We start from the raw sequence: 21,389 nt of genomic DNA on the forward strand, positions 1-21,389 counted from the left end.
GCAGTACAGCAGTACGGCGAGGCAGTGAGTACCGTGCACGCAACAGATGCGGCGCGCAGTGGTTTTCAGACGGCTTTTAGGAGAACGAGAACGATGATCTTCACCCAGGAACACGAAGAACTGCGCCGCACCGTGAGACATTTCGTCGACAAGGAGATCAATCCCCATGTCGACGCGTGGGAGAAGGAGGGCCGCTTCCCCATCCACGCCATCTTCAAGAAGGCCGGCAACCTCGGCCTGCTGGGCATCTCCAAGCCGGAGCAGTTCGGCGGCATGGGCCTGGACTACAGCTACTCCATAGTCGCCGCCGAGGAGTTCGGCACCATCCACTGCGGCGGCATTCCCATGTCCATCGGCGTGCAGACTGACATGTGCACCCCGGCCCTGGCCCGCTTCGGCTCCGACGAGCTGCGCGCGACCTTCCTCAAACCGGCCATCGCCGGCGACATGGTCGGCTGCATCGGCGTCTCCGAGGTCGGCGCCGGCTCCGACGTGGCCGGGCTGAAGACCACCGCGCGCAAGGACGGCGACGACTATGTGATCGACGGCAGCAAGATGTGGATCACCAACGCCCCTAGCGCCGACTTCATCTGCCTGCTGGCCAACACCTCGGACGGCAAGCCCCACGTCAACAAGTCGCTGATCGTGGTGCCGATGAACAGCCCGGGCATCAGCCTCGGCCCGCACCTGGACAAGCTCGGCATGCGCAGCTCGGAGACCGCCCAGGTGTTCTTCGACGAGGTGCGGGTGCCACAGCGCTACCGCATAGGGGCGGAAGGGTCTGGCTTTATGCTGCAGATGCTGCAGTTCCAGGAGGAACGCCTGTTCGGCGCGGCCAACATGATCAAGGGCCTGGAACACTGCATCGACGTCACCATCGACTATTGCAAGGAGCGCCGGACCTTCGGCAGCCCGCTGATCGACAACCAGGTCATCCACTTCCGCCTGGCCGAGCTGCAAACCGAGATCGAGGCGCTGCGCGCCCTGGTCTACCAGGCCACCGAGCTGTACGTAGCCGGCCAGGACGTCACCCGCCTGGCCTCCATGGCCAAGCTCAAGGCCGGACGCCTGGGCCGCGAGGTCACCGATGCCTGCCTGCAGTACTGGGGCGGCATGGGCTTCATGTGGGACAACCCGGTGTCCCGCGCCTACCGCGACACCCGCCTGGTGTCCATCGGCGGCGGCGCCGACGAGGTCATGCTCGGCATCATCTGCAAGCTGATGGGCACCCTGCCGGGCAAGAAAAAGAGCTGAGAAACCTACGCCCCAAGGATGGGTTGAGACGCGCCGCGTCGATCCCCATCGCGCCGACCACCCTGCACGGGGACAAGACAATGGAACTACCACACTGCGAAACCCTGCAGCTGGAACGGATCGAGGGCGTGCTCCATGTCACCCTCAACCGCCCGGACTGCCGCAACGCCATGAGCCTGGCCATGGTCACGGAACTGCGTCGGGTGCTGCTCGCCGTGCGCGACGACCACGAGCTGCGCGCCCTGGTGCTGCGCGGCGCCGGCGGCCACTTCTGCGCCGGCGGCGATATCAAGGACATGGCCGCGGCCCGGGCGGCCGGCGGCGGCGCCTACCGCGAGCTGAACCGTGCCTTCGGCAGCCTGCTGGAACAGGCGCAGTGCCTGTCCCAGGTGCTGATCCTGGTGCTCGAAGGCGCGGTGCTCGGCGGCGGCCTCGGCCTGGCCTGCGTCAGCGACGTGGCCATCGCCGGCCCGGACGCCCAGTTCGGCCTGCCGGAGACCAGCCTGGGGGTGCTACCGGCGCAGATCGCCCCCTTCGTGGTGAAGCGCATCGGCCTGACCCAGGCCCGCCGCCTGGCCCTGACCGCCGCCCGCTTCGACGCCGGCGCAGCCCTGCGCCTGGGCCTTGTCCATTTCGCCGAGGCCGACGGCGCGGCCCTGCAGCGGCGGCTGGACGAGACCCTGGAGCAGGTCCGCCGCTGCGCGCCCCAGGCCAACGCCCGGACCAAGGCCTTGCTGCTGGCCAGCGAGCAGGAACCCCTGGGCCAGCTGCTGGACGATGCCGCCGAACAGTTCGCCGCCGCGGTGAGCGGCGCCGAAGGCATCGAGGGCACCCTGGCCTTCGTAGAGAAACGCACGCCCAGCTGGGCGCAGTGAGCCACAGGCGCACGGCCCGCAAGGTGGATGCGCTATATGCCCCCACCCGAACACCCCGGTGGATCGAGGCAGCGCGATCCGCCCTACACAAGCCCACAGCGGCTTGAACGGCAGGAGTGACAGAACAACATGCCCGCATTCAACAAGATCCTGATCGCCAACCGCGGCGAAATCGCCTGCCGGGTGCTGCGCACCGCCCACGACCTCGGCTACCGCACGGTGGCGGTGTACAGCGAGGCCGATGCCGAGGCGCGCCACGTGCAGCTGGCCGACGAGGCCCTGTGCATCGGCCCGGCGCCGGCGGCGCAGTCCTACCTGCACAGCGAGCGCATCCTCGCCGCGGCGCGCAAGACCGCTGCCGACGCCATCCACCCTGGCTATGGCTTCCTCTCGGAGAACGCCGAATTCGCCCGTGCCTGCGAGCAGGCCGGCATCGTCTTCATCGGCCCCAGCATCGAGGCCATCCACCTGATGGGCAGCAAGCGCCTGGCCAAGCTCGCCATGCAGGAAGCCGGCGTGCCCTGCATCCCCGGCTACCAGGGCGCAGCCCAGGACGACACGACCCTGGCCCGGGAAGCCGAACGCATCGGCTACCCGCTGATGATCAAGGCCAGCGCCGGTGGCGGCGGCCGCGGCATGCGCCTGGTCGAGGAGCCGAGCGAGCTGCTCGCACAGCTGCGCAGCGCCCGCTCCGAGGCACAGGGCGCCTTCGGCTCGGGCGAGCTGATCCTGGAGCGCGCCCTGCGCCAGCCGCGGCATGTCGAGGTACAGGTGTTCGGCGACAGCCAGGGCAACATCGTCCACCTGTTCGAGCGCGACTGCTCGGTGCAGCGCCGCCACCAGAAGGTGGTCGAGGAGGCACCCTGCCCGGTGCTCGACGCCGAGCTGCGCCAGGCCATGGGCGAGGCCGCGGTGCGGGCGGCGGCCTCGGTCGACTACGTCGGGGCCGGCACCGTGGAGTTCCTGCTGGATCAGAGCGGCGAGTTCTTCTTCCTGGAGATGAACACCCGCCTGCAGGTCGAGCACCCGGTGACCGAGCTGGTTACCGGCCAGGACCTGGTGGCCTGGCAACTGCGCATCGCCGAGGGCCAGGCGCTGCCGCTGCGGCAGGAGGACATCCGCCTGAACGGCCATGCCATGGAGGTGCGCCTGTACGCCGAGGACCCGACCGCCGGCTTCCTGCCGCAGACCGGCCAGGTGCTGCGCTGGGAAACGCCCCGGCTGGACGGCGTACGCATCGACCACGGCCTGCTCGAAGGCCAGGCCGTCTCGCCCTTCTACGACCCCATGCTGGCCAAGGTCATCGCCCATGGCGCGACCCGCGACGAGGCCCGGCGCAAGCTGCTACGCGCGATCGAGGACTGCGTGCTGCTGGGCGTCGGCGGCAACCAGCGCTTTCTCGCCAACCTGCTGAAACACCCCGAGTTCGCCGCCGGCCACGTCAGCACCGCCTTTATCGACCGGCACTTCGCCGACGACCCCAGCCTAAGCCCGCAGGCCCCGAGCAGTGCCGAACTGGCCAGCGCCGCCGCCCTGCTCTACCAGGCCTCGGCCCTGGCCGCCGCGCACCAGGGCGGCCTGGCCGGCTGGCGCAATGCCGGCAGCGCGCCCTGGCGCCTGCTGCTGCAACAGGGCGAACGCCGCTTCGCGGTGGAGCTGAGCGTACTGGAGTCCGGCACCCGACCCGGGTTCGCCGCCCGAGTCGGCGACGAGGAGCTGCAGCTGCGCCTGCTCGGCGCCGACGGCCGCTGGGCCAGCCTGGAGCTGGACGGCATCCGCCGGCGCCTGGCCTATCATCAGGATGGCGCCAGGCTGTGGCTCTACGGCCAGGGCGGCAACCTGGAGCTGCTGGACATCAGCCAGCAACCCGCCGGCGCCGCCGAGGGCACGGGTTCGGGCACGCTGAAGGCGCCTATGGACGGCGCCATCGTCGAGGTGCTGGTGAGCGAGGGTGAGCCGGTCGCCAAGGGCCAGCTGTTGCTGGTGCTGGAGGCGATGAAGATGGAGCACCCGTTGAAAGCCGGCTGCGACGGCAGGGTTCGCCACGTACAGGTGAACCAGGGCGATCAGGTGAAGAGCCGCCAGCCGTTGATCGAGATCGAGGCCACGACCCCGGCCGAATGACGCCGAGGCGCTCCAGACGGCTCATGGCCATAACGACGCGACAAGGAGACCCTCATGTCACTGCAAGGCAAAACCCTGTTCATCACCGGCGCCAGTCGCGGCATCGGCCGCGAGATCGCCCTGCGCGCGGCCCGCGACGGCGCCAACCTGGTCATCGCGGCGAAAAGCGCCGAGGCCCACCCGAAGCTGCCCGGCACCATCCACAGTGTCGCCGCCGAAGTCGAGGCCGCCGGCGGCAAGGCCCTGGCGCTGCAGCTGGACGTGCGCGACGAGGCCGCGGTGCAGGCCGCCATGGCCACGGCCGCCGAGCATTTCGGCGGCATCGACGCGCTGGTCAACAACGCCGGGGCGATCAAGCTGCTGGGGGTGGAAAAGCTCGAGCCCAAACGCTTCGACCTGATGTTCCAGATCAATACCCGCGCGGTGATGGTCTGCAGCCAGGCCGCCCTGCCCTACCTCAAGCACAGCGCCAACGGCCATATCCTCAGCCTGTCGCCGCCGCTCAGCCTGGACGGCAAGTGGTTCGCCCAGCACGGCCCCTACACGGTGACCAAGTACGGCATGAGCATGCTCACCCTGGGCATGCACGAGGAGTTCAAGAAGTACGGCATCAGCGTCAATTCGCTGTGGCCGCAGACCATGATCGCCACCGCCGCCATCGAGTTCGAGGTGGGCAGCCGCGAGGTGTTCAAGCGGGCGCGCACCCCCGCCATCATGGCCGACGCCACCCACGCCATCCTCAGCAGCCAGGGCCGCAGCCTCAGCGGACGCCTGCTGATCGACGAGCAGATCCTGCGCGAACAGGGCCAGCGCGAGTTCGACCACTACCGCTACGACCCGGACGGCGGTGCGCTGATCCCCGACCTGTTTCTCGATTGAGCGTGGCCGAACCGGGCGCGCCCCGAGTCCCGGGGTGGCGACCGGCTAGCGTTTGAACTCGAACTGCAGCTCGGCGCCTTCCACCGAACTCCAGTCGTCCGCGCCCCGGTCCTCGTTGATCAGCCGACCACTGAGTTGAAAGGGGCCGTCCGTCGCCGGTTTTTCCTCGAACAGGGGCGGCAGCAGCGGCGCGCGGCCGCTCCCGCCGTCCTCCTGGACACTGGCCTGTTCGAGCAGTTCGGGTGGCAGGCTGAGGTCCAGGCTAGGTGACGGTTGCTCTGGCTCGACGGCGGCCGGCACCTTAGGCGCCGCCACAGGGGGTACGACTGGTGGGGCGGGAGCCTGGGCCGCGGAAGCGGAGGGCTGGGCTTGAGAGAGGCTATCCGACTCCTCGCGCGCCGCCTGCGCAGGCACGACGACCGGCGGCGGCTCGGGTGCAGGGGCATGCTGCTGCGTGGGAGTCGTGCTGCCGGGCGGTACGACCTTGGCCGGTTTGACCTCCGGATCGCAGGCGCTCAACAAGGGGATGGACAGGGCCAGAAGCAGGTAACGCATGGCACTCATGATCGCTCTAGACAGGGCTGGTGGACAGCGCAATGCTGGCCTGCCCCGCGCCGCCTGACAAGCGGGTTTTTCGCTCACTCCCCGCCCGCGTCCGTCCCTTGTCGCGACCCGAGCAGCGCATCGATATCCAGCCGCGGATAGTCACGCCGCAGCGCCTCGATTCGCTCGTCTGCCTCGGCACGGCGACCACTGGCGCGCAACTCGAGGATCTCCTGCACGGCCTCGTGCAAGGCAACGTCCGGCGCCTCGCCCTTGCCCGAGGCCGGCGGAGCCATGCTCCGCGGCTGTTCTGCGACGCTATCGGCCATGGCCTCGGCCGCGGGCGCCGCGAGCCGGGCGGACTCGGCCATGCTCTTCTTCTGCGCCGGCGCGGCCTGACGCTGCAAGGCGGGCGCCGCCGGCAGCGGGCTGTCGAACTGCGCGGGCGCCTGCTCGAAGGTCTTCAGGCTCAGGCTCAAACCCAGGCCCAAGACCGCGACACTGCCCAGGGCCAGGCTCCAGCGCAGCCCGGTGCCATGGCCGAACAGCCAGGCCTGCAGGCGCTCACGCCAGCCCAGGCGGCTGCGGTGCCGGCCGGCCTGCTCCCGGGCGGCATCGAGAATCCGCGCATCCAGTGCGGCCGAGGGTTCCTGGTCCTGATGCCTGCGGTAGTGCTGCAGCAGCTGCTCGTCGGCGGCAGCTGGCTTGGCTTGCGGGTCTTTCATGCGGATACCTCTTCGGCCGCGGCGGGGTCGGCCAGCAGCCGGCGCAACTTCTGCAAGGCGTAGCGCAGACGGCTCTTCACCGTCTCCGCCGGGGTGCGGGTCAGCTCGGCGATCTCCTGCAACTCCAGCTCGCCCTGGGCGCGCAGCAGGAACACCTCGCGCTGCTCGGCCGGCAGATCATCCAGAGCCGCCTGCAGGCGCTGGCGATCACGGCTCAGGCCGAGCTGCTGCGCGGGGTCGACCTCCTCGCTGGGCTGCTCGTGCAGGCGCTCGTCGTAGGACTCCAGCAGGCCCTGGCGCTTGCCATGCTTGCGCCAGTGGTCGATCAGGCGGTTGCGGGCGATCTGGTACAGCCAGGTCTTGAACAGCACCCGCTCGCGCTGCAAGGAGTCGCTGCGCACCAGACTCAACCAGGTGTCCTGGAAGATTTCCTCGGCCAGCGTCGGCTCGCCGCACAGCCCGCAGAGAAAGCGGAACAGGCCGAGGCGATGGCGCTGGTACAGCAGCGCGAAGGCCTCGGCATCGCCCTGCCGGTAACGGCGCAGCAGGGCGGCGTCGTCATCGGCGGGGACAGTGGGCTTGTCAGTCACTCTCAATCGACCTTGGCAGTGGGTGGTGCAGATGCAAGCGCTGGAGTTTGCAGGCTCTGGGCCAGCTCCACCAGCTGAATGAACTCGCCGCGCAAACCGAAGCGGTCCTCGCCCCTGGCGCTACGCGCCAGTTCGGCGGTAGCCGCCAGGTCGAAGTCGCCGGTGTAGCGGCCGCCGCTGAGCTGCTGGGCGAAGGCCGCCACAGCCGCGGCGAAACGCAGGTCCTCACTGGCTGCGGCGATGTCCCCGAGCTGCGGCGGGGCGTGGATCGGCCGCTCCAACAGGCGGCTGCTGCGCTGTTGCGGGGCCTTGTAGCGGATACGCAGCCAGGCCAGCTCGCCCGGCTTGGCGGCGGTCTCGACGTCACTCCGGCCGGAGTGCCGATAGCGCAGCGGCTCCAGCCAGCCCTTGCGGCCCACCGGGACTATCTCGTAGAGCGCGGTGACACGGTGCCCGGCGCCGATCTCGCCGGCATCGACCTTGTCGTTGGCGAAATCCTCGCGGCGCAGCGCGCGGTTCTCGTAGCCCAGCAGGCGATACTCGCTGACCCGGGCCGGGTTGAACTCGAGCTGAAGTTTCACGTCCCGAGCCACCACCGAGAGGGTCGAGCTGAGCTGCTCGACCAGCACCTTGCGTGCCTCGCGCAGGTTGTCGATATAGGCGTAGTTGCCGTCGCCGGCATCGGCCAGCTGCTCCATCAGCTGCTCGTTGTAGTTGCCCGTGCCGAAGCCCAGGGTGGTCAGGGAGATGCCGGTCTTGCGCTTGTCGGCGGCCAGCGCCTTGAGCGTATCGAAGTCGCTGATGCCGACATTGAAGTCGCCATCGGTGGCCAGCAGGATGCGATTGATGCCGTCGGCGAGAAAACCCTCCTGCGCCTGCTGGTAGGCCAGCTGGATGCCCGACTCGCCGGCTGTCGAACCGCCGGCCCGCAGCTGTTCGATGGCCGCGCGAATCTTCGCCTTCTCCGCACCGGCCGTGGACGGTAGCACCACCCGCGACTCACCGGCATAGGCCACCAGCGCCACCCTGTCCTCGGCGCGCAGCTGGTCGACCAGCAGCTTCAGGGTGGCCTGCACCAGGGGCAGGCCTTCGCGGCGATCCATCGAGCCGGATACGTCCACCAGGAACACCAGGTTGGCCGGCGGCAATGCCTCGACCCTCAGGTCGGCGGCCTTGATCGCGATGCGCAACAGCAGGCTCTGGGGATTCCAGGGTGTCGGCGCCAGCTCGCTGTCCACGCCGAACGGGACGTCCCCGCGTGGCGCGGGATAGGCATAGGGGAAGTAGTTGACCAGCTCCTCCAGACGCACCGCCTCGGCCGGTGGCAGCTGGCCCTGATTGAGGAAGCGGCGGACATTGGCATAGCCGCCGGTGTCCACGTCGATGCTGAAGGTCGACACCGGCGCCTCGGCCACCGCCCGCACCGGGTTGCCCGGGAGGCGCTGGTAGCGTTCGCGATTCTCCTCGCGGTAGGCCGGCGGCAGATAGTCGGCCAGGGGAGCGGCGGGCAGTGCAACCCGCTCGGCTGCCAGGGACGCATAATCGGAATGCTCGGCCTTCTTGCCGCCAGGCTGTGGCCGAACGCCTGGCGTCACTGTCCTGGCCGGTCGATCCGCCGACTGGGCGTGCGGCGACTCCGGCTGTGTGGCGTTACAGGCGGCCAGCAACAGCAGCAGCGCCGCGCCGAAACCTTGCACCAGGGGGTGCGCAATAGCGGTGAATTGCCTGGACATGCTCCATCTCCTCGGGACGAATGACCTCTTCGTCCGAGTAGACGCGACGCAGCGTCGCCTCGGGTTAAGCCGAGGCGCTTTTCCTCACCGGCTGCCGGCCTCCTGACACAGTTGACTGGCCAGCATACCCAGGGTCATCAGGGCCCGCTCGGCCTCGCGGCTCCAGGGGATGCCGCAGTTCAGGCGCACGCAATGGTTGAACTGCTCGGTATTGCTGAAGATCAGTCCCGGCGCGATGCTGATGCCCTGCTGCAAGGCTCTGACATGCAGCTCCTTGGTATTGACCCGCACCGGCAGGCTGACCCAGAGGATGAAGCCGCCATTGGGCCGGGTGATCTGGGTGCCCTCGGGGAAAGACTGCTGCACCGCCAACTGAAAGGCGCTGAGGTTCTTGCGGTACTCCTGACGGATATAGCGCAGGTGGCGGTCGTAGCCGCCGTTCTCCAGATAGGCCGCCACCCCCATCTGCGTCACGCTGCACGCGGAGTGAGTACTGAAGGTCTGCAGGCGCTGGATCTCGTCTTGGTACTTGCCGGCGACTATCCAGCCGATGCGCACCCCCGGCGACAGGGTCTTGGAGAAGCTCGAGCAGTACAGCACGCGGCCCTCACGGTCCTGGGACTTGAGCGCCTTGGTCGGCCCCTGCTCGAACATCAGTTCGCCGTAGATATCGTCCTCGACGATCTGGATGTCGAAATCCCCGGCCAGGCGCAGCAGCTGCTTCTGGCGGTCCTCGGGGATGGTGCCGCCGAGCGGGTTGCTCAACCGTGCGGTCAGCACCAGGGCCTTGATCGGCCACTGGCTGGCAGCCAGCTGCAGGGCTTCCAGGCTGATGCCGGTGGTCGGGTCGCTGGGAATCTCGATGACCTTGAGGCCCAGCAGGTCGGCCAGCTGCAGCAGGCCATAGTAGGTCGGCGACTCGGCGGCGATCAGGTCGCCGGGCCGGGTCAGCACGCGCAGCGACATCTGCAGGGCATCGACGCAGCCATGGGTGATCACCACCTCCGAGGGATCGACCACCACGCCGGCATCGCGCATGCGGATCGCCACCTGACGGCGCAACGGTTCGAAGCCCGGGCTGAACATGTAGCTGAAGGCCCGCGGGCTCTGAAAGCGGGTGACCTTGGCCAGCTGCTGATGCAGGGCGCGCACCGGCAGGTAGTCGACATGGGGCACGGCCGCGCCGAGGGGGAATACCCCTTCGCGCCGCGACTCGGTGAGTATCTGGTTGATGATGCTGCTGCGGGTGACCAGGCTGGGGCGCTCGACCCGGGCGATGTCGGGGGTCGGTGCGGTGAGCGCCGGCGTCTGATGCACATAGAAGCCGGACTGCGGACGGGCACGGATCAGCCCCTGGTCTTCCAGGTTCGCGTAGGCCTGCAACACCGTGGCATGGCTGACGCTGAGCTGCGCACTCATCTTGCGCACCGAGGGCACGCGCTCGCCCGGTTGATAGACGCCGCGGCGAATGTCCTCCGCCAGCTGCTGAGCGATGCGTTGATAGAGCAACAGATTGGTCATGGCCGCCTTCCCGCTTGTTTGAACCGTAACAGTATGCCAATTATCAGAAAAAACACCGGTACAGCTCCACGGATTCTGCCCGATACAATGGCGATGAGCCAATAACTGTATTAGACCAATTAAGCCGACGAGCAACTGTTTAGTCTATTGCCCGCGCGTAAAAAAGCCCCGGCGCCTGACGGCGACCGGGGCGGCTTCGATCCGTGGGAATCAGCGACTGGCGCCTAGACGGCCCTGCTCGTCGGAGAACACGATCTCGACCCGGCGATTCTGCGCCCGGCCCTTGGCCGAGGCGTTCTCCGCCACCGGAAAGCTTTCGCCGTGGCCCTGCACCTCGATGCGCTGGGCATCGATGCCCAGGTCGATCAGCACGTCGGCCACCGTCTGCGCCCGCGCCCGGGACAGCTCGAGGTTCTCCTGCCTGTCGCCGCTGCTGTCGGTGTAGCCCTCGATGCGCACCACCCGCCGCGGGTTGAGCTGGAGGAACTGCACCAGCTTGAGCACCGTGCGGTTGGCCGAAACGTTGAGGTCGGCGTGCCCGGCATCGAACAGCACATCGCCCAGGGTCATCACCAGGCCGCGCTCGGTCTCGGTGGTCGCCAGGCTGACCATCTGCTCTTCCAGCCAGTGGCTCTGTTCCTGGATGCTCAGCAGCTTGGCCTCGCGCAGCGCCAGCTGCAGGCGCTGGCGCTCCAGTTCGAGCTTGGCCGCGCGTTCCTGATTGAGACCGATCTGGCTCTTCTCTCCGGCAATATCGCTGTAGCGTTGGCTCAGGTAAGCGTAATGGGCGACGTCATCGGCGCTGCCCCAGTAGCTGGACAGGCGATCGGCGCGCGCCAGGGACTCGCCGGCACGGATCACATCCTTGGCGGCGCTGCGCAATACGCCGGGATCTTCCTTGACCCTCTGGAAACTGCTCCGGGCTGCCTCCAGTGCTTCGCCGCTGTTCGTCTGCGGGGCGGCACAGCCGCCCAACGCCAGCATCAGTACGGCGCCAGCCCCCAGGGTTACTCGACGGCTCATTGCAGGTCCCCCAACTGACGACGCAGGCGATTGATCTGCTTGCCCAAGACGGCCAGCTGATCCTGGCTCTTGGCCGTCAGCACCCGTGCCTCGGCCAGGCGGGCATCCAGTTCGGCCTGCTCGGCCAGCACCCGTGCCTGCTTGAAGGCCTCTTCGGCCATGGCAGCCTGGGCCCGACGCAACTTGTCTTCGGCCTGGACCAGTTCGGGCAGTTGCTCGTCGGCGCCCACGGCCCGGGCCTGGGTGAGCGCCTGTTCGGTCAGGCGCAATTGTTCGAGAGGGGGCGGATCACTGGCGCAGGCCGTCAAGGCCAGCAGCGCCAGCACGGCGCAGAGAAGTCGATGGGTCACTGGTTTTTCCTACGGATTCGGGGCGCTGGCGGGCTGCAACTGCTGCTCCTTCCAACGCTGCAAATTGCGTTGCAGCAAGGCATCCGGCACGCCGGCGGCGACCAATTCTGTCATTTTTTTCGCCAGCTGTCCGCGCAGCCAGGGGGCGTTGCATGCCGAGTTGTGCGACAGCGCAAGGTGCAAGCCCTCGCTGCGAATCGGCGGATGCAGTGCCAGCAGATCGTCCTGCAGACCCAGGATGTGGGCCAGCGCCAGGGCGGGTTCGCGCTCGTGCACCACGTAATCCACCTCGCCGAGCATCAGTTTCTGCAGCTGCTGGGTCAGATTACCGCCCTGCTCCAGGTTCAGATTGCCCTTGGCGTACTGGTCGAAGGCCTTCCCGAACCCCTTGCCGACCGCCGCCCCGCGGCGCTCGCGCAGGTCGGCCCACTCGATATAGGGGAAACTGGCGATATTGCGTACCCAGACCACGTCGGCGCGACTGAACGGCGCCGGGTGCACATAGTCCATGGTTTCCAGATCGGCCAGGGTCAGCGGCGCCCCGGCCAGCAGATCGATACGGCCACTGCGCACCTCATCCAGCGCCTTGTCCCAGGACTTGCTGTGCAACACCTCGATGCGCACCCCCAGTTCCTCGCCCAGTCGAGCGAGCAAGTCCGCCTGGGCGCCAATCAGCTGCTGCGGCTTCTGCGGGTCGCGCCACATGAACGGCGGATAATCGGGGTGCCCCGTGGCAACCAGACGCTCACACTTGCCGGCGGCCAGCGCCACGACTGGCATCGTCAGCAAGGTAAAGAGCAGCAGGCAGGACTTCAGGATGGGACTATCGCGCATTCGATGGGTCTCGGTTCAACGTTCGATTGGGTCGCACGCGGCGGCAACAGGCCAAGGGCGTGCTTCCATGCTAGCTTAGCGGCAGCGCAATAATAATTCGCGATAAGGACATGGCATGAAAAAACTCTTTCTCGCCCTCGTGCTGCTCCTCACGGCCGTCGCCGGCGTACTCTATGCCGTCCCCGCCACCCTGCTGACCAGCATGCAGTGGCTGGAACAGTGGGCCGCCGACCTGTCCCATGAGCGCCTGGAGGTCGCCGATCTTAGCATCCATTACTATCGCGGCGGCCCGCCCGACGGCGAAACCATCCTGCTGATCCACGGCTTCGGCGCCGACAAGGACAACTGGCTACGTTTCGCCCGCCACCTGACCGAGCGCTATCAGGTCATCGCCCTGGACCTGCCGGGCTTCGGCGACAGCAGCAGGCCGAACGCCAGCTACGACGTCGGCACCCAGACCGAGCGCGTCGCCAGCTTCGTGCAGGCCCTGAACATCGACCGCCTGCACCTGGTCGGCAACTCCATGGGCGGCCACATCGCCGCCCTCTACGCCGCGCGCTATCCGCAGCAGGTACGTAGCCTGGCCCTGCTCGCCAACGCCGGCATCAACGCTCCGGTGAAGAGCGAACTGATCGCACGCCTGGAGCGCGGCGCGGCCAATCCGCTGGTGGTGGAGAGGTCCGAGGACTTCGAGCGCCTGCTGGACTTCGTGTTCGTCCAGCCACCATCACTCCCCTCCCCCCTCAAGCGCTACCTGGCCGAGCGCGCCATCGACAACAGCGCGCATTACCGGCGCATTTTCGCCCAGCTGATCGAGCGTTATGTCCCGCTGGAACCGGAGCTGCCGAAGATCCAGGCGCCGACCCTGCTGCTGTGGGGAGCGCGCGACCGCGTGCTAGACGTCTCCAGCATCGAGGTGATGCGCCCGCTGCTCAAGCGTCCCAGCGTGGTCGTCATGAAGGATTGCGGCCATGCCCCGATGATCGAACGGCCGCAGGAAACTGCCTCGCATTACCAGGCCTTCCTCGGCGGCATCGAGAATACGGACGACTGAGCGCATCGCAGCAGGCAGCCAACAAAAAGGCTATGTCCCAATAGTGTGTTGCATGGTTCGTCCTACCGCCTCGTGGATGCAGTGAACCGGCCGAATGCTTTGCTGATAGCGCTCAAGCATGCGGCGCCAGCCCAGGTAATTCGGGAGGTAGCGGGTGGCCACGCCATGAAAGCGGGTCATCCAGTTCTTCAGTTGACTGTGGTAGGCATTGACGTTCTGGATATGGAAAGCGCCTTGGCGTACGCGCTGGCCGGGGCAGGCATGCACGACCTGATGGGTGATGCCCTGGATCCGGGCGAAGCTGGCATAGACCGCCGCCCCGTCGGTGCAGAGTACGGACTCCTGATCGATCAGCGGCGCCAACGCTTTTCGTACATGCACAGCATCGAGCTTGGCCAGTGTGAAGTCAGCGGTATGCCCCTCCCGGTCGCGCACCACCATCACCGGGATTTGGTCTTTACCCGTGCCCCGGGTCACGCTGACCCCGCCTCGTTTACGCGCGGCCGCGGTAAGCGTCGCTGACCTTTGAATGACTCCAGAAAGAACGTCTCATCCACTTCGACAATCCCGGTCTCATGGGTGGCGTGATGCTCGGCGGCTGCCGCCAGGAAGCGGTGCCTCCAGAGAAACGCGGTGTTCTTACTGATCCCGCACACCTTGGCAGCCTTGCGCACGCTCAGCCCATTAATCAGTGCCTGGGCATAGTCTTTCCAGCGTTCGGGATAGTGCAGGCGGGCAAGGCCGGTTGCCGACAACGCGGTACACGTCCGCCGGCAGCTACGGCAGCGATAGCGACGCAGACCACGCGACCAGCCCCAGGGCGCGAGATGTCTCGCGGCGCCCTGGCAATGCGGGCAACTCTGCAACGCCGGCAGGTCATCAAGCACCGCTGTTGTCGGCGAGCCCTGCAGGGCTTGATGAAGCGTGGATTTCTGCTGGGGGCTGAGCTGGCCCAGTTGAGCCAGCCAGTGGTGAAAGGCTTGAGTATCCATGATCGGCAGACCTCCCGAGCGGATGCCTGCCTTTCAGATTAGTTCTTGCAACACATCATTGGGACATAGCCAACAAAAAACCCGCTCGAGAGCGGGTTTTTTGTTGGCCTGGGAAAGCGGCTTACACCAGCTTTTCCAGCTCCGGGATGGCCTCGAACAGGTCGGCGACCAGGCCGTAGTCGGCCACCTGGAAGATCGGCGCCTCCTCGTCCTTGTTAATCGCCACGATCACCTTGGAGTCCTTCATGCCGGCCAGGTGCTGGATCGCACCGGAAATGCCGACCGCGATGTACAGCTGCGGCGCGACGATCTTGCCGGTCTGACCGACCTGCATGTCGTTTGGCACGAAGCCTGCGTCGACCGCGGCCCGCGAAGCGCCGACGGCGGCGCCGAGCTTGTCGGCCAGGGCGTACAGGTGCTTGAAGTTATCGCCGTTCTGCATGCCGCGGCCGCCGGAGATGACGATCTTGGCAGCGGTCAGCTCAGGGCGATCGGACTTGGCCAGCTCTTCGCCGACGAAGGCCGAGGTGCCGGCATCGGCGCCAGCAGCCACGGTTTCGACGGCGGCCGAACCGCCTTCGGCGGCAACCGGATCGAAACCGGTGGCACGCACGGTGATCACCTTGATGGCCGCCGAAGACTGCACGGTGGCGATGGCGTTGCCGGCGTAGATCGGCCGCTTGAAGGTGTCGGCACTCTCGACCGCGATGATCTCGGAGATCTGGTCGACGTCCAGCTGCGCGGCCACGCGCGGCAGGAAGTTCTTACCGTTGGTGGTGGCGGCCGCCAGGATGTGGCTGTAGCCGGCGCCCAGTTCGGCGATCAGCGGCGCGACGTTTTCCGGCAACTGATGAGCGAAGGCGGCATTGTCGGCCACCAGGACCTTGGACACGCCCTCGACCTTGGCCGCGGCTTCGGCGGCAGCACCGCAACCGGCGCCGGCAACCAGGATGTGGATGTCGCCACCGATGGCTTTGGCAGCCGCTACGGTATTGAGCGTGGCAGCAGCCAGGGCAGCGTTAGTGTGTTCTGCAACAACCAAGATAGCCATTTAGATTACCTTCGCCTCGTTCTTCAGTTTCTCGACCAGTTCAGCCACGGACTTGACCTTGATGCCGGCACTGCGAGCAGCCGGCGCTTCGACTTTCAGGGTCTTGACGGTGGACGCGGTGGAAACACCCAGGGCATCCGGGGTGAAGGTTTCCAGCGGCTTCTTCTTGGCCTTCATGATGTTCGGCAGCGACGCGTAGCGCGGCTCGTTCAGACGCAGGTCGGTGGTGACGATCGCCGGCAGGTTCAGCGCAACGGTCTGCAACCCGCCGTCGATTTCACGGGTGACGTTGACCTTGTCGCCGGCCACTTCCACCTTGGAGGCGAAAGTGCCCTGGGCATAGCCGGTCAGGGCACCGAGCATCTGGCCGGTCTGGTTGTTGTCGCTGTCGATGGCCTGCTTGCCCAGGATCACCAGCTGCGGCTGCTCCTTGTCGACCACGGCCTTGAGCAGCTTGGCCACGGCCAGGGAGTTCAGCTCGTCGCCGGACTCGACCAGGATGGCGCGATCTGCACCCAGAGCCAGGGCGGTGCGCAGCTGCTCTTGAGCTGCGGTCGGGCCGATCGACACGACGACGATTTCGCTCGCCACGCCCTTCTCTTTCAGGCGCACGGCTTCTTCCACGGCGATTTCGCAGAAGGGGTTCATCGACATCTTGACGTTGGCAAGATCAACGCCGCTGTTGTCCGCCTTGACGCGAACCTTGACGTTGTAGTCGACCACTCGTTTGACAGCTACAAGAACCTTCATGGATTCCTCGTTACTCTCCGGTGAATAGGAATGTCGCCAAAGCGAACATGGCGGGTGATGCCAGTCGGCCGGAACCGACTTTCAGCCCAGACGGCGAGCGCAAAACCGCCCGTATCTTGACCGCACGACCTAGCCCGGTCAATACGGCGAACCCGTCAGTCATCCGCGATGTAGTAAGATTCTACCAGCCCTACAGAAAATTCAAACAAACGTTTGTATTGGACCGAACACCGGGTGTAGATATAATGCGCGCGCACCGCTCAGGGAACGAGCCTGCCTGCCAAATAAAATATCGAGAGAGCCCTGATTAGGAGATAGCCTGTGGAACGCGAATTTATGGAGTTCGACGTCGTCATCGTCGGCGCCGGCCCTGCTGGCCTGTCCGCCGCCTGCCGTCTGAAGCAGAAAGCCGCCGAAGCGGGTCAGGAAATCAGCGTCTGCGTGGTCGAGAAAGGCTCCGAGGTCGGCGCGCACATCCTCTCCGGCGCGGTATTCGAACCCCGTGCGCTCAACGAGCTGTTCCCCGATTGGAAGGAACTCGGCGCCCCCCTGAATACCCCGGTCAAGCGCGACGACATCTACCTGCTGAGGAACGCCGAGAAGGCCAGCCGCATTCCCGACCTGTTCGTGCCCAAGACCATGCACAACCAGGGCAACTACATCATCTCCCTGGGCAATCTGTGCCGCTGGCTAGCCCAGCAGGCCGAAAACCTGGGCGTGGAGATCTACCCGGGCTTCGCCGCCCAGGAAGCACTGATCGACGAACAGGGTGTGGTGCGCGGCATCGTCACCGGCGACCTGGGCGTCGACCGCGAAGGCAACCCGAAAGAGGGTTACTACACCCCGGGCATGGAGTTGCGCGCCAAATACACCCTGTTTGCCGAAGGCTGCCGCGGCCACATCGGCAAGCAGCTGATCCAGAAGTTCGAGCTGGACAGCGAGGCCGACGCCCAGCACTACGGCATCGGCATCAAGGAAATCTGGGACATCGACCCGGCCAAGCATGAGCAGGGCCTGGTGGTGCACACCGCCGGCTGGCCCCTGGACATCATGGGCACCGAGAACACCGGTGGCTCCTTCCTCTACCACCTGGAGAACAACCAGGTGGTGGTCGGCCTGATCGTCGACCTGTCCTACAGCAACCCGCACCTGTCGCCGTTCGACGAGTTCCAGCGCTACAAACACCACCCGGTGATCGCCCAGTACCTGGAAGGCGGCAAGCGCGTGGCCTACGGCGCCCGTGCCATCTGCAAGGGCGGCATCAACTCCATGCCGAAGATGGTCTTCAACGGCGGCGCACTGATCGGCTGCGACCTGGGCACCCTGAACTTCGCCAAGATCAAGGGCAGTCACACCGCCATGAAGTCCGGCATGCTCGCCGCCGAGGCGGTGGCCGATGCGCTGTTCGCCGGCAAGGAAGGTGGCGACCAGCTGACCGCTTATGTCGAGGCGTTCAAGGCCAGCTGGCTGTACGACGAGCTGTTCTGCAGCCGCAACTTCGGCGCGGCGATCCACAAGTTCGGCGCCATCGCCGGCGGCGCATTCAACTACGTCGACCAGAACCTGTTCGGCGGCAAGATCCCCTTCACCCTGCACGACACCAAGCCGGACCACGCCTGCCTGAAGAAGGCCAGCGAAGCGCAGAAGATCGACTACCCCAAGCCGGACGGCAAGCTCAGCTTCGACAAGCTCAGCTCGGTATTCCTCTCCAACACCAACCATGAAGAGGAACAACCCTGCCACCTGAAGCTCAGCGACCCGAGCATCCCGATCGCCCAGAACCTGCCGCTCTACGATGAACCGGCGCAGCGCTATTGCCCGGCCGGCGTGTACGAGGTGGTGACTCAGGAAGACGGCGAGAAGCGCTTCCAGATCAACGCGCAGAACTGCGTGCACTGCAAGACCTGCGACATCAAGGACCCTGCCCAGAACATCACCTGGGTGGCACCGGAAGGCACTGGCGGACCGAACTACCCCAACATGTAAGACTCAAAAAAGGCTCCCTCGGGAGCCTTTTTCTTTATCGGCTAACAGCCTGCAACTAATCCGGCTGCGGGCCGAGTGGAAAGAACGCACCAGCGCTCCACACCCCCAGCCAGGTCTGGCCGTCGATCTCCCGCGGCACCGCCAGCTCGACCAGCTGGTAGAACACATTGCGATGCACCAGCGCCTCCAGGTTCGCGCGCACATGCACGTAAGGTGCAGGCTCCTGCGTCCCGGCATCCAGTTCCACCCGCAGCGGGTGCTCGGCCCCGGCCAGAACCTCATCCTCGACATTGGTGGTGAAATACAGCGCCTGCCGCTCCCCCTCCCCCTCCCCCTCTACGCGCAAGGTAACCGCCACGAAGGGCGCATCATCCACCCGAATGCCGACCTTCTCCACCGGCGTGACCAGGAAGTAATCGTCGCCGTCGCGACGGAGGATGGTGGAGAACAGCCGGACCATAGGCTTGCGGCCGATCGGCGTGCCCATATAGAACCAGCTACCGTCCCGGGCGATACGCATGTCGATATCGCCACAAAAATCCGGGTTCCACAGGTGCACCGGCGGCAAACCCTTGGCTCCGCCCTTGGGAATCTGCGCCAGCAGCTCGCCGGCCTTGCCTGGATCACTCATAAAGACTCCTCAGCGCCCGACCCCGAGCAGGCTGCGGGCATAGTCATGCAAGGGAGGACCGATCAGGTCTTCCGGCCGGGCATCGTAGAACGTCAGGAAACCACCACGACTGCGAATCCGCGCGGTATCGACCAGATACCGGGTATTGGTCTCGATCAGCATCAGCTGAATCACACTGCGATCGGTGCCCAGGCGATCCAGCGCCTCCTGATCGGCCCACTCATCGGCGGTGCCGATACGATCGTCGCTATAGGCGAAGCGACTGTACAGCAGATAATGCGCTCCGGCCTTGCGCGCCTGGCCCATGGCCTCCTCCAGCCCCAGGGGTGCACGGGCGCGACGGACCATGGGGAAGTACTCGACGAAGCCCTTGAAGGCCTCCTCGGCCACCACGTTGGGCCGCGGATAACCATGTCCAGGCGGCACGAAATGGCCCTGGGCAATGTAGATGAAGGAGTCCTGCTGCAGGCGCCGCGAGGCCATGCGCTCGGTCCGGCCATGATCGAGCACGCCCGCATCGCGCAAGTGGTACTCGGCACCGTCGGCCAGATCGCTGACCTTCATGCAGCCACCCAGGGCCAGCAGGGCCAGGGTTAGCAGTAACAATCGCATCGCACTTCTCCCGTCGCCGGCGACGAAAAACCGGCAGATGGCGAGGCAATGCAGGTTCCGCGCCATAACGCCGCCCGAAACAGACGGCAGATGAGCGGGGCACGGATCGACGGCTCTCGCAAGAAGTTCGGCAATCCGGATCGAAGACCGAGCCAGTGCTCAGCCGCCGATGATCTTCATCACCGTCGCCCCGCCGGAGAAGGCCACGTCCTGCTTATCGCCCAGCGCCTTGACCAACAGGCGTTGCAAGGCCGGCAGCGCCTGGTGCCGCGGCTTGTCCAGCAGATCGCCGACATAGTGGCGGTTGCTCGAGGACAGACAGCCATGCAGCCAGCCGGTGGACGACAGGCGCAGACGCGAGCAGGTGCGGCAGAAGGGCACGCTCTCGTTGGCGATCACCCCGAAGAAGCCCCGGCCGGGAATCTCGTAGCGCAGGGCCGTGGCATCCACCGGCGCGTCGGCCTGGGTGAAGCCATGGCGCTCGCCGATCATCGCCAGCAGCTCGGGCATGCCGACGAACTGCTGGAGGAAGCCGTTGCCGTCACGGGCCAGGTGCCCCATGCGCATCAGCTCGATGAAGCGCAGCTCGAAACCGCGCTCCAGGCAGTAGTCCAGCAGCGGCAGGACCTGGTCGAGGTTCTGCCCGCGCAGCGGCACCATGTTGACCTTGATCTTCAGCCCGGCCACTCGCGCCTCGTCCATGCCAGCCAAGACGGTAGCCAGGTCCCCACCGCGGGCGATGCTCCGGAACGCAGCGGCATCGAGGGTGTCCAGGGACAGGTTGAGGCGGCGGATGCCGCACTCCACCAGCAGCGGCAACTTGCGCGAGAGCAGCTGGCCGTTGCTGGTCAGGCTGATATCGTTCAGCCCCAACTGGCCGACGCCACGCAGGAAGGTCTCCAGCTTGGGGCTGACCAGCGGCTCACCGCCGGTAACGCGCAATCGCTCGATGCCGGCCGCCTCGATCAGATAGGCCACGCCACGCACCATGGCGTCGGCGGACAACTCGTCCTGCGCCGCCACCAGGCGTTTGCCGTCCGGTACACAGTAGGTGCAGGCGTAATTGCAGGCCGCGGTCAGGCTGACCCGCAGGTTGCGAAAGCGTCTGCCTTGGCGATCAACGATCATGGAGGGCTCCGGCGATTGATAGCCCGAGTATATCGCCGGTGGGAGGGCGGCACATGCGCCGCGCACGCTATTGACCGGCTGAATAACGTCACCCGGTCGGTGTTTCACCGTCGCGCTTGCGCTTGTTGCCCATGCGCACGCCGATATCCATGAGGAACTGGAAGAAGCCCTCCTGGTCCTCCAGCACATTGCTCCAGAATGGCGAGTGGTACAGCGCCACCGCGCCATGCACCAGAGCCCAGGCGGCGCAGTAGTGGAAGTAAGGCGGCACGTCTTCCAGCTTGCCTTCGGCGATGCGCCCCTTGATCAGCTGGGTCAGGCGCTCGAAGTTGGAGGCGCGGATCTTGTGCAGCTGCTCGACCATCTCGGGCACCTGATTGCCCTTGACCACCTTCTCCTCCAGCCGGTCGAACAGGCGATAGCGCTGTGGATCGCGCATGCGGAACTCGAAGTAGGCGCGCGACAACGCCTCCTTGTCACGGTCCACGTCGGCCGAGTGAAACAGCTCGTTCAGGTCGCGCTCGTAATCGAGCATCAGGCGCAGGTAGATCTCCGCCTTGGACTTGAAGTGCTTGTAGATGGTGCCTTTGCCGATACCGACCGCGTCGGCAATCATCTCGACGGTCACGCTGTCTTCGCCCTGCTCGAGGAACAATTTCAACGCGGTATCGAGAATTTCCTGTTCGCGGCGGCGAAACTCACGGACCTTACGGGGTTCTTTCTGCATAAAAGGA

At 66.1% G+C, this 21,389-nt stretch carries 20 protein-coding genes and 1 pseudogene; 6 read left to right on the forward strand and 15 right to left on the reverse strand.

Going from position 1 to position 21,389, the window contains the following annotated elements; all coding sequences use genetic code 11:
* The first annotated feature begins 93 nt into the window (after positions 1 to 93).
* The 4 genes from atuD (at position 94) to SBP02_RS12530 (ending at position 5,132) form a co-directional block, all read left to right on the forward strand.
* Positions 94 to 1,254 (forward strand): citronellyl-CoA dehydrogenase, encoded by a 1,161-nt coding sequence (gene atuD, locus SBP02_RS12515; RefSeq protein WP_318642105.1) that lies wholly within the window; start codon positions 94 to 96, stop codon positions 1,252 to 1,254.
* 80 nt (positions 1,255 to 1,334) lie between these two features.
* A complete protein-coding gene (locus SBP02_RS12520; RefSeq protein WP_318642106.1) occupies positions 1,335 to 2,129 on the forward strand; it encodes an enoyl-CoA hydratase-related protein in 795 nt (264 codons plus the stop codon).
* Positions 2,130 to 2,258: 129 nt separating this feature from the next.
* Positions 2,259 to 4,253 (forward strand): acetyl/propionyl/methylcrotonyl-CoA carboxylase subunit alpha, encoded by a 1,995-nt coding sequence (locus SBP02_RS12525; protein WP_318642107.1) that lies wholly within the window; start codon positions 2,259 to 2,261, stop codon positions 4,251 to 4,253.
* A gap of 54 nt (positions 4,254 to 4,307) precedes the next feature.
* Entirely contained in the window at positions 4,308 to 5,132 is an 825-nt protein-coding gene (locus SBP02_RS12530; RefSeq protein WP_318642108.1) for an SDR family oxidoreductase, read from the forward strand.
* A 45-nt stretch (positions 5,133 to 5,177) separates the two neighbouring features.
* Here SBP02_RS12530 and SBP02_RS12535 read toward each other — a convergent pair whose 3' ends face one another.
* The 8 genes from SBP02_RS12535 to SBP02_RS12570 all read right to left on the reverse strand — a co-directional run bounded on the left by SBP02_RS12535 (position 5,178) and on the right by SBP02_RS12570 (position 12,451).
* Entirely contained in the window at positions 5,178 to 5,696 is a 519-nt protein-coding gene (locus SBP02_RS12535) for a hypothetical protein (protein ID WP_318642109.1), read from the reverse strand.
* A 74-nt stretch (positions 5,697 to 5,770) separates the two neighbouring features.
* Positions 5,771 to 6,400: a hypothetical protein gene (locus SBP02_RS12540; protein WP_318642110.1), complete on the reverse strand. Its 630-nt coding sequence runs from the start codon at positions 6,398 to 6,400 to the stop codon at positions 5,771 to 5,773.
* Positions 6,397 to 6,990, reverse strand: coding sequence for an RNA polymerase sigma factor (locus SBP02_RS12545; RefSeq protein WP_318642111.1), 594 nt, complete (start codon positions 6,988 to 6,990; stop codon positions 6,397 to 6,399). The genes SBP02_RS12540 and SBP02_RS12545 overlap by 4 nt, the downstream gene beginning before the upstream one ends.
* A gap of 2 nt (positions 6,991 to 6,992) precedes the next feature.
* On the reverse strand, positions 6,993 to 8,723 hold the full coding sequence (locus SBP02_RS12550) for a vWA domain-containing protein (RefSeq protein WP_318642112.1): 1,731 nt from the start codon (positions 8,721 to 8,723) through the stop codon (positions 6,993 to 6,995).
* Between the two features lie 84 nt (positions 8,724 to 8,807).
* Positions 8,808 to 10,244: an aminotransferase-like domain-containing protein gene (locus tag SBP02_RS12555; RefSeq protein ID WP_318642113.1), complete on the reverse strand. Its 1,437-nt coding sequence runs from the start codon at positions 10,242 to 10,244 to the stop codon at positions 8,808 to 8,810.
* 210 nt (positions 10,245 to 10,454) lie between these two features.
* The gene (locus tag SBP02_RS12560) at positions 10,455 to 11,267 is read right to left on the reverse strand and encodes an OmpA family protein (RefSeq protein WP_318642114.1); all 813 of its coding nucleotides are present in this window, start codon (positions 11,265 to 11,267) and stop codon (positions 10,455 to 10,457) included.
* Positions 11,264 to 11,617 (reverse strand): DUF4398 domain-containing protein, encoded by a 354-nt coding sequence (locus tag SBP02_RS12565; protein WP_318642115.1) that lies wholly within the window; start codon positions 11,615 to 11,617, stop codon positions 11,264 to 11,266. The genes SBP02_RS12560 and SBP02_RS12565 overlap by 4 nt, the downstream gene beginning before the upstream one ends.
* Positions 11,618 to 11,626: 9 nt before the next feature.
* Entirely contained in the window at positions 11,627 to 12,451 is an 825-nt protein-coding gene (locus SBP02_RS12570) for a substrate-binding periplasmic protein (protein ID WP_318642116.1), read from the reverse strand.
* A gap of 115 nt (positions 12,452 to 12,566) precedes the next feature.
* On the opposite strand from SBP02_RS12570, the gene SBP02_RS12575 reads away from it, so the two are divergent.
* On the forward strand, positions 12,567 to 13,505 hold the full coding sequence (locus SBP02_RS12575; protein WP_318642117.1) for an alpha/beta fold hydrolase: 939 nt from the start codon (positions 12,567 to 12,569) through the stop codon (positions 13,503 to 13,505).
* 30 nt (positions 13,506 to 13,535) lie between these two features.
* Here SBP02_RS12575 and SBP02_RS12580 read toward each other — a convergent pair.
* The 3 genes and pseudogenes from SBP02_RS12580 to SBP02_RS12590 form a co-directional block, all read right to left on the reverse strand.
* Positions 13,536 to 14,497: pseudogene (locus SBP02_RS12580) on the reverse strand (IS1595 family transposase).
* Positions 14,498 to 14,618: 121 nt separating this feature from the next.
* Positions 14,619 to 15,548: an electron transfer flavoprotein subunit alpha/FixB family protein gene (locus SBP02_RS12585; protein ID WP_318642118.1), complete on the reverse strand. Its 930-nt coding sequence runs from the start codon at positions 15,546 to 15,548 to the stop codon at positions 14,619 to 14,621.
* Entirely contained in the window at positions 15,549 to 16,298 is a 750-nt protein-coding gene (locus tag SBP02_RS12590; RefSeq protein ID WP_318642119.1) for an electron transfer flavoprotein subunit beta/FixA family protein, read from the reverse strand.
* Between the two features lie 321 nt (positions 16,299 to 16,619).
* On the opposite strand from SBP02_RS12590, the gene SBP02_RS12595 reads away from it, so the two are divergent.
* Entirely contained in the window at positions 16,620 to 18,284 is a 1,665-nt protein-coding gene (locus SBP02_RS12595; protein ID WP_318642120.1) for an electron transfer flavoprotein-ubiquinone oxidoreductase, read from the forward strand.
* A 55-nt stretch (positions 18,285 to 18,339) separates the two neighbouring features.
* On the opposite strand, the gene SBP02_RS12600 is transcribed toward SBP02_RS12595, so the two are convergent.
* The 4 genes from SBP02_RS12600 to SBP02_RS12615 form a co-directional block, all read right to left on the reverse strand.
* Positions 18,340 to 18,915: a DUF1285 domain-containing protein gene (locus tag SBP02_RS12600; RefSeq protein ID WP_318642121.1), complete on the reverse strand. Its 576-nt coding sequence runs from the start codon at positions 18,913 to 18,915 to the stop codon at positions 18,340 to 18,342.
* Between the two features lie 9 nt (positions 18,916 to 18,924).
* The gene (locus tag SBP02_RS12605; RefSeq protein WP_318642122.1) at positions 18,925 to 19,527 is read right to left on the reverse strand and encodes a DUF4823 domain-containing protein; all 603 of its coding nucleotides are present in this window, start codon (positions 19,525 to 19,527) and stop codon (positions 18,925 to 18,927) included.
* Positions 19,528 to 19,686: 159 nt separating this feature from the next.
* A complete protein-coding gene (locus SBP02_RS12610) occupies positions 19,687 to 20,655 on the reverse strand; it encodes a GTP 3',8-cyclase MoaA (RefSeq protein ID WP_318642123.1) in 969 nt (322 codons plus the stop codon).
* A gap of 88 nt (positions 20,656 to 20,743) precedes the next feature.
* Positions 20,744 to 21,382 carry a TetR/AcrR family transcriptional regulator gene (locus tag SBP02_RS12615; protein ID WP_318642124.1) on the reverse strand — a complete coding sequence of 213 codons (639 nt, stop codon included), beginning with the start codon at positions 21,380 to 21,382 and terminating at the stop codon, positions 20,744 to 20,746.
* Between the last annotated feature and the right edge of the window lie 7 nt (positions 21,383 to 21,389).

The organism is Pseudomonas benzenivorans, from assembly GCF_033547155.1.
GTDB lineage: Bacteria > Pseudomonadota > Gammaproteobacteria > Pseudomonadales > Pseudomonadaceae > Aquipseudomonas > Aquipseudomonas benzenivorans_B.